The sequence below is a fragment of the Nocardia sp. NPDC059229 genome (assembly GCF_042754165.1).
GTDB lineage: Bacteria > Actinomycetota > Actinomycetes > Mycobacteriales > Mycobacteriaceae > Nocardia.
Genome location: NZ_JBHZAK010000029.1, coordinates 21,492 through 37,226, shown reverse-complemented (window position 1 = coordinate 37,226; position 15,735 = coordinate 21,492). Strand labels below are relative to the sequence as shown.

The window sequence follows — 15,735 nt, the reverse complement described above, 5'->3', positions numbered from 1 at the left end:
AGCTCACCGGAGACCTCCGCGCCGCCAAGAAGCACATCCAGGATCTGGAGGACCGGGCCGGCGAACCGATCGCGATCGTCGGCATGAGCTGCCGCTATCCGGGCGGGGTCGAAACTCCGGCGCAGTTGTGGGATCTGGTCGCCTCGGGCACCGACGCCATCGGGCCCTTCCCGGCCGACCGCGGCTGGGACCTCGAGCGGCTGTTCGACACCGATCCCGATACGCCGGGCACCATCTACACCCGCGAAGGCGGATTCCTGGATGCGGCAGGCGATTTCGACGCCGGATTCTTCGGGATCGGCCCGCGCGCGGCCCTGGCGATGGATCCGCAGCAGCGCCTGTTCCTGGAAGCGGCCTGGGAGGCCCTGGAGGATGCGGGCATCGATCCGGTGTCGCTGCGCGGCAGCGATACCGGCGTGTTCGCGGGTGTGATCCATCAGGACTACGGCCCCCGCGTGGGTTCGCCGGGCCTGACCGCCGAGGCGGAAGGCCATGCCTACCTGGGTGTTTCCTCCAGCATCCTCTCCGGCCGGGTCGCCTTCACCTTCGGTTTCAAGGGTCCGGCGCTCTCGGTGGACACCGCGTGCTCGTCGTCGCTGGTCGCCCTGCACCTCGCGTGCCAGGCGCTGCGGCAGGGCGACACCTCGCTCGCCCTGGTCGGCGGCGTCACCGTGATGTCCGATCCGGCCCTGCTGATCGCCTTCGGCCGCCAGCGCGCACTGTCCCCGGACGCGCGGTGCAAGGCCTTCGCGGCGGCGGCGAACGGGACCGGATTCTCCGAGGGTCTCGGCATGCTCGCGGTCGAGCGACTCTCGGATGCCCGCCGTCTCGGCCACCCCGTTCTCGCGGTCATCCGCGGCAGCGCGATCAACCAGGACGGCGCCAGCAACCGTCTGACCGCACCGAACGGTCCGTCGCAGGAAAAGGTGATCGCGCAGGCCCTGGCCAATGCCGGTCTGACGCCCGGCGACGTCGATGTGGTCGAAGCGCACGGCACCGGCACCACTCTCGGCGACCCGATCGAGGCGCAGGCCCTGATCGCCGCTTACGGTCGCGGTCGCGTCGGAGCTCCGCTGCGCCTCGGCTCGCTCAAGTCGAACGTCGGGCACACCTCAGCCGCGGCCGGTGTCGGCGGCGTGATCAAGATGGTGCAGGCGCTGCGGCACGAAACGTTGCCCGCGACACTGCATGTCGACGCTCCGACCCCGCACGTGGACTGGTCGGCGGGCTCGGTGCGGCTGCTCACCGCGGCTGAACCGTGGCCGGCGGGGGAGCGGGTGCGTCGCGCCGGCGTGTCCTCCTTCGGCGCCAGCGGCACGAACGCTCATCTGATCCTGGAAGAGGCCCCCGCTCTGGAGGAGGCCCCCTCCGAACCGGCGGACGAGGCCCCCGATCAGGGTGCGCCGGTCGTGGCGTCCGATGTCTCCGCCTGGCTGGTCTCGGCGAAGACCGAGGACGGCCTGCGTGCGCAGGCGGGCAAACTGCGGCAGTGGGTGACCGAACACCCCGACCTGACCACCGACGAGATCGCCTATTCGCTGTTGACGACCCGCGCCCGGCTGGACTGGCGGGGCACGGTGGTCGCCGGCGACCGGGACACCATGCTCGCCGGACTGGCCGCGCTGGCGGAACACGGATCGGCGAGCACCGCCGCGGGCGTGACCGCAGCGCAGGCGGTTACGCGCAAGGCAGCCTTCCTGTTCACCGGGCAGGGCGCACAGCGGGCCGGAATGGGACGTGAACTGGCCGAGGCGTTCCCGGCGTTCGCCGCCGCGTTGGACGAGGTGTGTGCGCAGTTCGACCCGCTCTTGGGCGGTTCGCTGAAGCAGGTGATGTTCACCGGCCGGCAGGTCGGCGCTACCGATACCGCCGTGCTGGATCGGACCGAGTTCACCCAGCCCGCACTGTTCGCCTACGAAGTCGCACTGTGCCGGCTCCTGGAATCCTTCGATGTGACACCGGATTTCCTGATCGGCCATTCGATCGGTGAGCTGGCCGCCGCGTACATCGCCGGTGTGTGGTCGCTCCCGGACGCGTGCCGGCTGGTCGCGGCGCGCGGCCGCCTCATGGGCCGGCTGCCCGAGGGCGGCGCGATGCTGGCCGTCGCGGCCACCGAGCGCGAGGTGTCCGAGGCGCTCGCCGACCACACGGACCGCGCGTCCATCGCGGCCGTGAATTCGCCTGCGGCCGTGGTGGTCTCCGGTGACGAGGACGCGGTGACGGCGCTCGAGCAGTGGTTCACCGACCGTGGCCGCAAGACCTCGCGGCTACGGGTGTCGCATGGGTTCCATTCCCACCGGATGGACCCGATGCTGGCCGAGTTCGCCACTGTCGCACGGGAAGTGACCTATCGCCGCCCGCAGATTCCCCTGGTCTCGAATCTCTCCGGCCGGATCGCCGGTGATGAGGTACTCGAGCCCGCGTACTGGGTCCAGCAGGTGCGGGCGAGTGTTCAGTTCGCCCGGGGCGTCGAGACCCTCGCGGCCTCGGGTGTGCGCCGGTTCCTGGAGATCGGTCCCGATGCGGTCCTGACGGCCATGACCCGGCAATGCCTGCCGGAGGACCTCGAATCCCAGTCGTCGGTGATCGCCGGAGCCCGCCGAGGCCGGGCCGAGGTCGAGCAGTTCGTCACCTGCCTGGCCCACGCGCACACGGTCGGCCTCGAGGTCGACTGGACGGCGTTCTTCGCCGGTCGGCCGGTCTCGCGAGTGTCGTTGCCCACCTACGCTTTCCAGCGCCGCCGCTACTGGCTCGAGCCTGCGCAGGGCGCCGCCGGTGTCGAGTCCGCCGGTTTGGGTGCGGTGCAGCATCCGCTGCTGGGCGCGGTGGTCTCAGAACCCGAATCCGGTGGCGTACTGTTGACCGGCCGGTTGTCGGTGGCGACCCATCCCTGGCTGGCCGACCATGCGGTGGCCGGGTCGGTGCTGCTGCCCGGGACCGGTTTCGTGGAGCTGGCATTGCGCGCCGGCGCCGAAGCCGGGTGCCCGGCGATCGAGGAATTGACGCTGCGGGCGCCCCTGGTCCTGCCCGCGTCCGGCGGTGTCCAGATCCAGGTCGTTGTCGGCGGGCCGGAACGCGAACTCACGCAACGGCCGGTATCGATCTACTCTCGCGCCGAACACGATCGAGACGGAGAGTGGGTACTCAACGCGCGGGGTCTGCTGACCGCCCGCGACGACGCGACCGAACCCCCATCGCAGACCTGGCCGCCTGCCGAGGTGACCGGTCTCGATGTCTCGGCCGCGTACACGGCCCTGCTGGCACGTGGTTACGACTACGGCCCGGCGTTCCAAGGCGTGCGGGCGCTGTGGCGACGCGGCGACGAGGTGTTCGCCGAGGTCGCCATCGATGCGGACTCCGGGATGCGGGCCGAGGGTTTCGGGATCCATCCGGCGCTGCTGGATGCGGCCTTGCAGGCGGGACTGCTGGCCGGGGTGTCCGAAGAGGCTGCGGGACAGCCGGATTCACCGTTCACGGTGGCGGCGGGCCAGGTGGTGCTGCCGTTCTTCTGGGAGTCGGTGTCGCTGTACGCGGCCGAAGCGTCGGTGCTGCGCGTGCGTCTGACCACGACCGGATCGTCGGTATCGGTGTGGGCGGGCGACGAGCAGGGGCAGCCCGTGCTGTCGGGTTCGGTGACGCCCCGCCCGATGCCATTGGCGCAGCTGGCCGCCGCCGGTGCGAGCGGCGCGGCCGATCCGCTGCTGGAACTGGTGTGGTCGCCGACCGCGTCCGAGCCCGTGGTGGCGGATGCCGTTGTGGGCCGGTGGGATCGGCTGGATCCGCAGTCGCCGGTGCCCCCGGTGGTGATCGTCGAGGCCGGGTCCGGCTGGAACGAACACACCGGCACCGACGTGGTGGCCACCACCCACACCGAGGTCGCACGAATCCTCGAGGTGGTGCAGGCGTGGCTGGATCAGGACCGGTTCGCCTCGAGCACCCTGCTGGTCGCCACACGCGGCGCGGTCGCCCTGCCCGGTGAAGATCTCACCGACCTCGCGGGTGCCGCCGTGTGGGGCCTGGTGCGCACCGCGCAGACGGAGGACCCGGGCCGAATCGTCCTGGTGGACGCGGACACCGGCCTCGACGAGCGACTCGCGGCCACCGTCCTGGTCGTGGACGAACCCCAGGTGGCCGTGCGCGCCGGCGTCACCCACACCGCTCGACTGACCCGGCCTGCACCCGTGTCATCCACACGCGGGGAGGAATCCGCCTTCGGCGCGGGAACGGTGCTGATCACCGGCGGCACAGGCGGTTTGGGTGCCGTGGTGGCCCGGCACCTGGTCGTCGAGCACGGCGTGCGGTCGCTGCTGCTGGTCAGCCGCAGCGGTCCGCAGGCCGAGGGCGTGACAGCGCTCTGCGACGAGTTGACCGACCTGGGCGCACAGGTGCGAGTCGCGGCCTGTGACGTCACCGCCCCCGACGCGGTGGCCCGACTCCTGGCCGACGCACCCGAGCCGTTGACCGCCGTGATCCACGCCGCGGGTGTGCTCGACGACGGGATCATCGCGTCCCTGACCCCGCAGCGGGTGGACGCGGTCCTGGCGCCGAAGGCAGACGCCGCCTGGTACCTCCACGAGGCCACCGCGGATCTGAATCTGGCTGCGTTCGTGGTGTTCTCCTCGGTGTCCGGCACCATCGGCGGACCCGGGCAGGCCAACTACGCGGCCGCGAACACCTTCCTCGACGCCCTGGTGGCGCACCGGCGTGCACGAGGACTGGCCGGGCAATCGCTGGCCTGGGGTCCGTGGGCACGCTCGAGCAGCATGACCGGACACCTGGGTGAGACCGATGTGGCGCGGATGAGCCGCGGCGGCTTCACCGCGATGCCGGACGAGCAGGCGTTGGCCGGATGGGATGCGGCGCTCGCACAGGACACCGCGCTGGCGGTGATCGCGGCCGTGGACACCACCGCGATTCGCGCTCGCGCCGAGGCGGGACTCCTGCCGCCGCTGCTGCGGGAACTGGCGCCGGCCGTGGCCCGGCGTCCGGCGGTGACGACCTCGGCGGCGGCATCCGGTCTCCGGCAACGACTTACCGGTCTGGATACCGATCAGCAGCGGCAGGCGGTACTCGCGACCGTGCGCACCCATATCGCGGCCGTCCTCGGTCACGAGGGTGCGTCAGCGATCGAACCCGATTCCGCCTTCCAGGACCTGGGATTCGATTCCCTGAGCGCGGTCGAGCTGCGCAACCGGCTCAAGACCGCCACCGGCCTGTCACTGTCGGCCGCAGTTGTTTTCGACTACCCGACACCGCGCACCCTGGCCGCCTATCTGGCCGACGAGCTCACCGGCACCGGGCGCGACATCGCCGTCACCGCCACCAAGGCCGCCGACGACGAGCCGATTGCGATCGTCGGCATGGCGTGCCGGTACCCGGGCGAGGTGAGTTCTCCCGAGCAGCTGTGGAATCTGGTCGCGAACGGGACCGACGCGACGTCGGAGTTCCCCGTGAATCGAGGCTGGGATACCGACCGTCTGTACGACCCCACCGGCGAGACGCCGCACACGACCTACACGCGTGAGGGTGGATTCCTGCACTCCGCAGGCGAATTCGATCCCGCGTTCTTCGGCATCAGCCCCAATGAAGCCGCGGTGATGGATCCCCAGCAGTTCCTGCTGCTGGAAACCTCCTGGGAGGCGTTGGAGCGGGCCGGTGTCGATCCGGTGGAACTGCGCGGCAGTTCGACCGGGGTGTTCACCGGCATGATGTATCACGACTATCCGGTCAACGCGAACGCGGGATCCATTGCCTCCGGCCGGGTTTCGTATGTGTTCGGGCTGGAGGGCCCGGCGGTCACCGTGGATACGGCGTGTTCGTCGTCGCTGGTGGCGATGCACCTGGCCGTGCAGTCGCTGCGGTCGGGGGAGTGCGATCTGGCGTTGGCCGGTGGTGTCGCGGTGATGGCCACGCCGGAAACGTTCGTGGAGTTCAGCCGCCAGCGCGGGCTGGCCCCGGACGGGCGGAGCAAGTCGTTCTCCGATTCCGCCGACGGTGTGGCGTGGTCCGAAGGCGCCGGTGTGCTGGTGCTGGAGCGGCTGTCCGACGCCCAGCGCAATGGTCATGACGTGCTCGCAGTGGTCTCGGGTTCGGCGGTGAATCAGGATGGCGCGTCGAATGGTCTGACCGCTCCGAACGGTCCGTCGCAGCGTCGGGTGATCCGCCAAGCGCTGGCGAATGCCGGGGTGTCCTCGGCCGACGTCGATGTGGTGGAAGCCCACGGCACCGGCACGACACTGGGTGATCCGATCGAGGCCGAAGCGCTCTTGACCGCGTACGGGCAGGACCGGGATGCCGATCGTCCGTTGTGGCTGGGGTCGTTGAAGTCCAACATCGGTCATGCCCAGGCCGCCGCGGGCGTGGGTGGCGTGATCAAGATGGTGATGGCGATGCGCCACGGCGTGCTGCCCAAGACGCTGCATGTCGATCAGCCCAGCACCAAAGTCGATTGGACCCAGGGCCATGTCCAGCTGTTGACCGAGGCGGTGGCGTGGCCGGAGGTGGATCGTCCGCGTCGTGCGGGTGTGTCCTCGTTCGGTATCAGTGGCACGAATGCTCACGTCATCGTCGAGCAGGCTCCGGCGGCGGACCCGGCTCCGGCTGTGGTCGAGACCGTCCCGGCTGGTGGAGTGCTGCCGTGGGTGGTCTCGGCGCGCGGTGGCGCGGCTCTCGCCGCTCAGGCCGAGCGTTTGACATCGCTTGCGGGCGACCAGGATCCGGCGGATATCGGTTTCTCGCTGGCGTCGACGCGCAGTGTTTTCGAGCACCGTGCGGTCGTCGTGGCCGAGGGCCGCGATGGTCTGCTGGCAGGTGTTCGGGCATTGGCCGCGGGTGCACCGGCCGCCGGAGTGGTGTCCGGTCGCGTGGTGTCGGGTTCGACCGGTGTGGTGTTCTCGGGCCAGGGTGCGCAGTGGGCCGGTATGGCTACCGAACTGCGTGCGGCGTACCCGGTATTCGCCGGGGCGTTCGACGCGATTGTCGCCGAGCTGGATCCGCTGCTGGGGCAGTCGGTTTCGCTGAGCGAGGCGCTGGCGGACACTGATCTGGTCGACCAGACCGTGTTTGCGCAGGCGGGCCTGTTCGCGTTCGAGGTGGCGCTGTTCCGTCTGCTCGAATCCTGGGGCGTGCGAGCTGATGTGGTGGCCGGACACTCGATCGGTGAGGTCGCTGCCGCGCATGTGGCCGGGGTGCTGTCTCTGACCGATGCGTGTGTGCTGGTCGCGGCGCGCGGTCGGCTGATGCAGGCTCTTCCCACCGGTGGGGCGATGGTCGCCGTTGGTGCTCCCGAGTTCGATGTGTTGCCGTTGCTGGCTGGTGAGGTGTCGATCGCGGCGATCAATGGCCCTGCGTCGGTGGTGCTTTCCGGCGTCGAGGACGACGTCGCCGCTGTCGTCGAGCGGTGTGCCGAGCAGGGTTGGCGGACACATCGGCTGCGCGTTTCGCATGCCTTCCACTCGACCCTGATGGAGCCGATGCTGGCCGAATTCGCCACGGCCATAGCGGGTTTGACCTTCGGCAGTCCGCGTGTTCCCTTGGTGTCGACGGTGACCGGCGCCGAGGTCGGCGACGAGATGTCGGCTCCGTCATATTGGGTCGGTCAGGTCCGGGACACGGTGCGGTTCGCCGACGCGGTCACCGCAATGGCCCGCCTGGGCGTGTCCAGGTTCGCCGAGGTTGGCCCCGATGCGGTGCTGACCCCGATGGTCGCCCAAACTCTCGATACCGCAACCGCAATCGCGCTGACCAGGCGTGACAACGCGAACGCCACGACCGTCGTAAGTGCGGTGGCCGGGCTGTTCGTCTCCGGCGCGGAGGTGGACTGGGCCGGTTTCTACACCGGTACCGGGGCTCGGCGAATCGACCTGCCCACCTATGCCTTCCAGCACGAGCGCTTCTGGCTCGATGCCCGGCAGATGCTGGCCCAGTCGTGGCTCGGCGCCGAACTGGGCGGAGTCACCTCGGTCGGTCTCGACGCGGTGGACCATCCCCTGCTCGGTGCGCTGGTGCCGCACCCGGATTCGGGTGCGGTGAGCTTCACCGGCCGATGGTCGCTGGACTCCGTCGAATGGCTGGCCGACCACAGCGTGCTCGGCACCGTGCTGCTGCCGGGAACCGGTTTCGTCGAGCTGGCCGGCCACGTCGGCGGTCTGCTGGGTTGCGCGGTGGTGGAGGAGCTCGTGCTGCACACCCCGCTGACGCTGCCGGCCGACGGCAGTGTCGCAGTGCAGGTGGTGGCGGCCGCGGCCGACGACGCCGGTCGTCGACGGCTGACCGTCCATTCGCAGCAGACGGCGCAGGGCCCGTGGGCGCTCCACGCCGAAGGTGTTCTCGCCCCGGGCGAGGTGGCGGCCGACTTCGACCTCACCGCCTGGCCTCCGGCCGGTGCGGAGCCGTTGCCCGTCGATGGCGTGTACGACGAGCTGCTCGACATCGGGTATGGCTACGGCCCGTTCTTCCAAGGATTGCGGGCGGCCTGGCAGCGCGACAATGAGTTGTTCGCCGAAGTCGCGCTGCCGGACCCGAAGGACGCCAAGGGTTTCGGGATCCATCCGGCACTGTTCGACTCCGCCTTGCATGTCGGGATCGTTCACGGCCGTGACGGTGGCGCCGCCGTGCTGCCGTTCACCTGGAACCGGGTCGTGTTGCATTCGGCCGGTGCTCCCGCGCTGCGGGTGCGCATCGCGCGTGAAGAGGGCCGGTTCGCTGTGCAGCTCGCCGATGAGCAGGGCCGGCCGGTGATGTCGGTGGGGGCCTTGGTCTCTCGGCCGGTATCCGCTGAACGCCTGGGCACGGACCGGGTGTCGGAAGCCCTCTTCGGGGTGGATTGGGTCGCTGTCGCGCCGTCGCCGACGACCGTCGATCATCGTGACCTCGCGGGATTGATCGCCGATCTGGATGCCGATCCCGATTCGGGTGTTCCCGAGATCGTCTTGTTCGAGTGCCCTCACTTCGACGATGTGCCGCCTCGAGCCGCACGCCAGGTCGCGACCAGCGTCCTCGACGCCGTCAAGGGTTGGTTGTCCGACACTCGTTTCGCCGGTTCTCGTTTGGTGGTACTCACCAAACACGCAGTGTCCGTGGATGATTCCGAGTCGGTGGATCTGGCGCAGGCGCCGGTCTGGGGCTTGCTGCGTGCCGCGCAGGCGGAAAACCCGGGTCGTTTCCAGCTTCTCGATCTGGATGAATACGACGATCCGTCCGCCGTGGCGACCGTGGCCGCCGCTGTCGCGTCGGAGCCGGAGGTGGCCCTCCGGGGCGCGAGCGTGTTCGTGCCGCGTCTGACCGCTCACGCACCCGGCACGATCGATCGTTCGGCCACACCGGGCACTGTTCTGATCACCGGTGGCACGGGTGGTCTGGGCGCGGTGATCGCACGGCACCTCGTGACCGAACACGATGTGCGCCATCTACTTCTGACCTCTCGGCGTGGCCTGGATGCTCCTGGCGCTGCCGAGCTGCGACAGGAGTTGGCCGATTTGGGTGCCGAGGTCACCATCGCCGCGTGCGACGTGTCCGATCGAAACGCGCTCGCGGCGCTACTCGACAGCATGTCGGATCAGCATCCGCTGACGGGTGTGGTGCACGCGGCGGGAACCGCCGACAACGGTGTGATCGAGTCGATCACCGCGGATCGCATCGACGGCGTCTTCCGGCCCAAGGTCGACGCGGCCTGGCATCTGCACGAGCTCACTCGCGACCTCTCGCTGTCATTGTTCGTGCTGGTGTCGTCCGCGGGCGGCCTGGTGCTGGCTGCCGGCCAAGCGAACTACGCCGCGGCGAATGTCTTCCTGGACGCGCTGGCGGCTCATCGCCGCGGCCTGGGATTGCCTGCCACGTCCCTGGATTACGGAATGTGGGCGCGCTCGAGCGGACTCGGGACCGAACTGTCCGAGGACGACTTCGACCGGATGCGCAGACAGGGTTTCCCGCCGCTCTCCGAGGCCGAGGGTCTGGCGCTGTTCGATGCGGCGATATCGACCGATACCGCCCAGCTGGTGGCGCTGCGGGTCGACAAGGCCGTGCTCCGGACCCGGGGCGAGCAGATTCCCGCCCTGGTCCGCGCGCTCGTACCGGCCCCGGTCCGCCGCCGGACGCCGGAGGCGGGTCAGGCCTTCCTGCGCACGCTGGCCGGACTGTCGGACGCCGATCGCAGGACCGCTCAGCTCGACCTCGTCCGATCAGTGGCCGCCGAGATCCTCGGGCACGCCTCCATGGCAGCTGTCGAACCCCAGCAGGCCTTCCAGCAGCTCGGTTTCGATTCGTTGAGCGCCATCGAGTTCCGCAACAAGCTCAATGCCGCGACCGGTCTGCAACTGCCCGCGACGCTCGTCTTCGATTACCCCAACGCGCAGATCGTCGCCGAGTTCATCGACTCCCAGCTCACCGGCAGCGCAGTCGTCGAGGAGGTCGCGGTCAGCCGGGTCCGAACCGGCGATGACCCGATCGCGGTAGTGGCGATGAGCTGCCGCTACCCCGGTGGCGTCGCCTCGCCCGAAGACCTGTGGGGGCTGGTCACCTCGGGCATCGACACCACCGGCGACATGCCGATAGACCGTGGCTGGGATATCGACGGCATCTACGATCCCGAACCCGGCAAGGCGGGCAAGACCTATACCCGCCAGGGTGGATTCCTGTACTCCGCAGCGGAATTCGATGCGGACTTCTTCGGGATCAGTCCCAATGAGGCCACGGTGATGGACCCCCAGCAGCGGTTGCTGCTGGAGGTCTCGTGGGAGGCGTTGGAGCGCGCCGGTGTGGATCCGGCGGTGCTGCGCGGCAGCTCGACCGGTGTGTTCACCGGTGTGATGTACCACGACTACGCCCAGGCGACCGGCACCGGTAGCGGCGCCGCAGGCAGTTTGGTCTCGGGCCGAGTGTCCTACGTGTTCGGCCTGGAAGGCCCTGCGGTCACCGTGGATACGGCGTGCTCGTCGTCGCTGGTGGCGCTGCATCTGGCGTCGCAGTCGCTGCGGTCGGGGGAGTGCGATCTGGCATTGGCCGGTGGTGTCGCTGTGATGGCCACCCCGGACATGTTCCTCGAGTTCGGTCGTCAGCGGGGTCTGTCCCCGGATGGACGCTGCAAGTCCTTCGCTGACGCGGCCGATGGCGTGGGCTGGTCCGAGGGCGCTGGTGTTCTCGTGTTGGAGCGGTTGTCCGACGCGCAGCGCAATGGGCATCAGGTGCTCGCGGTGATCGCTGGTTCGGCGGTGAATCAGGATGGCGCGTCGAATGGTCTGACCGCGCCGAATGGTCCGTCGCAGCGGCGTGTCATTCGCCAAGCGCTGGCCAATGCCGGTGTCTCGCCGGTCGAGGTGGACGCGGTCGAGGCCCACGGCACCGGTACGACGCTGGGTGATCCGATCGAGGCTCAAGCGCTTTTGGCGACTTACGGGCAGGACCGGGATGCCGATCATCCGCTGTGGCTGGGGTCGTTGAAGTCCAACATCGGTCACGCTCAGGCTGCGGCCGGTGTGGGTGGTGTGATCAAGATGGTCATGGCGATGCAGCACGGGGTGCTGCCCCGAACCCTGCATGTGGATCAGCCCTCCACGAAGGTGGATTGGTCCGAGGGCCATGTGCGGTTGTTGACCGAGTCGGTGGCGTGGCCGGAGGTGGCTCGTCCGCGTCGTGCGGGTGTGTCCTCGTTCGGTATCAGCGGCACCAACGCGCACGTCATCGTCGAGCAGGCCCCGGCGACCGCGCCCACGGTGGAACAGGCTCCCGTGGCGGACTCTGTGCCGACTGCAGTGCCGTGGATGCTCTCGGCACGCAGCGACGAGGCGCTCGCCGATCAGGCCGCCCGCCTGACATCGGCTGTGGCCGACCATCATCCGATCGATATCGGCTTCTCGCTGGCATCGACGCGTGCCGTGTTCGAGCATCGCGCTGTGGTCGTGGCCGAGGACCGTGATGGTCTTCTCGCGGGAGCGCGGGCACTGGCTGCGGGTGTGCAGGCACCCGGCGTGGTGACCGGTCGTGTGGTGGCGGGTACGACGGGTGTGGTGTTCTCGGGTCAGGGTGCCCAGTGGGCCGGTATGGCTGCCGAATTGCGTGCGGCGTATCCCGTGTTCGCCGAGGCGTTCGATGCGATTGTCGCTGAGCTGGATCCGTTGCTGGGGCAGTCGGTTTCGTTGAGCGAGGCGTTGGCGAGTGCTGATCTGGTTGATCGGACGGTGTTCGCGCAGGCGGGTTTGTTCGCGTTCGAGGTGGCGTTGTTCCGGCTGCTCGGATCGTGGGGTGTGCGTGCGGATGTGGTGGCCGGTCATTCGATCGGTGAGGTGGCTGCCGCGCATGTGGCGGGTGTGCTGTCTCTGACCGATGCGTGTGTGTTGGTCGCTGCGCGTGGTCGTTTGATGCAGGCGCTGCCCGCCGGTGGGGCCATGGTCGCTGTCGGGGCGTCCGAGATCGATGTGCTGTCACTGCTGGCCGGCGAGGTTTCGATCGCGGCGGTGAATGGTCCGTCGTCGGTGGTGCTCTCCGGGGTCGAGAACGATGTCCTTGCTGTCGCTGAGCGGTGTGCCGAGCAGGGTTGGCGGACGCATCGGTTGCGCGTCTCGCATGCCTTCCATTCGGCCTTGATGGAGCCGATGCTGGCCGAGTTCGCCACGGCGATCGAGGGTTTGGCGTTCGCCCGCCCGAGCATCCCGTTGGTGTCGACGGTGACCGGCGCCCGGATCGGTGACGAGATGACGGTTCCGTCGTACTGGGTGGATCAGGTTCGCGAGACCGTCCGATTTGCTGATGCGGTCACCGCGATCGCGGGTATGGGTGTGTCCAGATTCGCCGAGGTCGGTCCCGACGCGGTGCTGACCCCGATGGTCGCCCAGACCCTCGATGACGGGGATGGCTCGGCCGCAACGGTGGTGGCGTTGGCGCGTCGAGACCATGCCGATGCGTCGGCAGCGTTGAACGCCGTGGCCGCACTGTTCGTGGCCGGCGCCCCCGTCGACTGGGCCGGCTTCTACGCCGGGACGGGAGCCCAGCGAATCGACCTGCCCACCTATGCTTTCCAGCGTCGCCGCTACTGGATGCGCGAGGGGTCCGCGGGTACCGGTGACGCCCGGGCCATGGGTCTGGCGGCGACCGGACACCCCCTGATTTCGGCGATGGTGTCACAACCGGACTCCGGCGCGGTGATCCTGACCGGTCGTCTCTCGGTGGAGACCCATCCGTGGCTGGCCGATCACCGGGTCCTGGGCACCGTGTTGTTCCCCGGCACCGGTTTGGTCGAACTCGCCCTGCATGCCGGAGAGCGAGTGGGCTGCACGAGCTTGGAGGACTTGGTGCTTCAGGCTCCGCTGGTGCTGCCGGAGTCCGGCGGTGTCGCGGTGCGCATCGTGGTCGCGGCCGAGGACGAAACCGGCCGTCGCGCGGTGCGGATCTACTCCTGCCCCGATGGCGACGTCGATTCCGCCACGTCGTGGACGCTGAACGCCGAAGGCGCACTTGCGCCGGAGGAGGTGGCGACCCCCGTCGACCTCACCTCATGGCCTCCGGTCGGTGCGCAGCCCCTGCCCATCGACGGTATCTACGACGAGCTGCTCGATGCCGGGTACGGCTACGGTCCCTTCTTCCAGGGATTGCAGGCGGCATGGCAGCGCGGCGATGACGTATTCGCCGAGGTCGCACTTCCGGATCCGCAGGACGCCAAGGGTTTCGGACTGCATCCCGCGCTGCTCGATGCCGCGCTGCACGCACTGCGCCTGGCGGGCTACCTGTCCGCGGAGGGAACCGGACCGGCATTGCCATTCGAGTGGTCCGGTGTCACCGTGCACGCGGCGGAACCGGGCGCGTTGCGCATCCGACTGACCCGCGTCGGCGAGCATGCGGTGGCCATGGAGCTGGCAGATCCGACCGGCGCTCCGGTGGCGACGGTGCGGCATCTGGCCTCCCGGCCAATCGATCCCGCACAGCTGACCACCGGCGCATCCACCGTCGGCAACGCGCTGTTCCAGGTCGACTGGACACCGCTCTCGGTATCCACGTCCGAGATCAGCACCGTGTCCTGGGCGGATCTCGGTGACGAGGTTCCGGCCGCCGTAGTGCTGGACTGCCCGGCGAGTAATGATCCCGCCGGAGTTCGTGCCGCGACTCACAGTGTGCTGCAAGTACTTCAATCCTGGATTGCCGAACACCGGTTCACCGAGTCGGTGCTGGTGGTTCGGACCAGTGGCGCGGTATCGGTTGCCGGGGAAGACATTACGAACCTGGCCGGTGCCGCCGTCGGTGGTCTGGTGCGTTCCGCGCAGGCGGAGAACCCGGGCCGGATCATGTCGGTGGACACCGATTCCGACCTGCACGGGCTGCTCGGCGGAATCCTGGCCTCCGGGGAGCCCCAGGCCGCGGTACGTGGCGGTCAGGTGCATGTCGCGCGACTCGCCCGAGCAGCTACGTCGACCGCCTCAGCGCCGAGTTCCGCTCTCGGTCCGGACGAAACCGTTCTGATCACCGGCGCCAGCGGCTTCCTCGGCGGACTGTTCGCCCGGCATCTGGTCGACACCCAGGGTGTCCGGCACCTGCTGATGCTGAGCCGACGCGGTGCATCCGCTCCGGGCGCAGCCGAGTTGCGCGCGGAACTGGAACATCTCGGTGCCGAGGTCGAGTTCGTCGCCTGCGATGTCACCGACCGTGGCGCGCTCGCGCAGGTATTGGCCGCCATCCCGGCGGACCGCCCGCTCACGGGTGTGTTCCATACGGCCGGTGTGCTCGACGATGGCGCCATCGGTTCGCTCACCGCGGATCGCATGGACACGGTCCTGCGGCCCAAGGTCGACGCCGCCCTGCACCTGCACGAGCTGACCGCCGATCTGCCGTTGAAGGCGTTCGTGCTGTTCAGTTCGGCGGCTGGTGCATTCGGCAACCCCGGTCAGGGCAACTATGCGGCGGCCAACGCCTGCCTGGATGCCTTGGCATTGCACCGCAGGGCATCCGGGCGTAGTGGACAGTCGCTGGCGTGGGGTCTGTGGGGCACCGACGGCGGTATGGCGACGGAGCTCAGCGACGTCGACCGGCAGCGGATGTCCCGTTCCGGCATGCTGCCGCTGTCGGAAGAACAGGGCCTGACATTGTTCGCCGCGGCCACCGGAATCGATACGGCGGCTCCGATCCTCGCCCGTCTCGATCTGGAGAGCCTCCGCAATGCGGGGTTCGCCGCGGCGTTGTTGTCCGGCCTGGTCCCCGCGCGCCGCAAAGCGGCCTCGGACGCGCCCGCGGCACTGCGGGCTCGTTTGGCGAATACTCCCGAGAGCGAACGCCTCGGTGTGCTCGCCGAAATCGTTCGCGGTCAGGTCGCGGCGGTACTCGGTCATCAGAACGCGAATGCGATCGCGGCCGACCGGGCCTTCAGCGACCTGGGCTTCGATTCGATCACCGCCGTCGAGTTCCGCAATGCCCTCAAAACCGCGACGGGGCTGCGCTTGCCGGCCACGCTGGTATTCGACTACCCGACGCCGCAGGCGCTGGCCGAGTACCTGGCCGACGAGTTCACCGACGAGCACCACGCCGGCCAATCGACAGATCTGTCGGAGAACGATATTCGCCGAGCTCTCCAGACGATTCCGCTCACCCGCCTGCGCGACGCGGGCCTGTTGGATGCCCTCATGAAACTGGCCGGCGGGCAGGACAGCCCCGGCGAGATCGAGCAGAGCATCACCGAGGAATCGATCGACGAGCTCGATATCGACGACCTGATCGACCTGGCTTACAACAACTCCTCAGAAGACTGACGGCGCAATT

General features: G+C 69.0%; 1 pseudogene. It reads left to right on the top strand.

Going from position 1 to position 15,735, the window contains the following annotated elements:
• Positions 1-62: 62 nt before the first annotated feature.
• Positions 63-15,725 (top strand): annotated as a pseudogene (locus tag ACFXHE_RS39240) (SDR family NAD(P)-dependent oxidoreductase); the annotation flags it as partial.
• Positions 15,726-15,735: the final 10 nt, after the last annotated feature.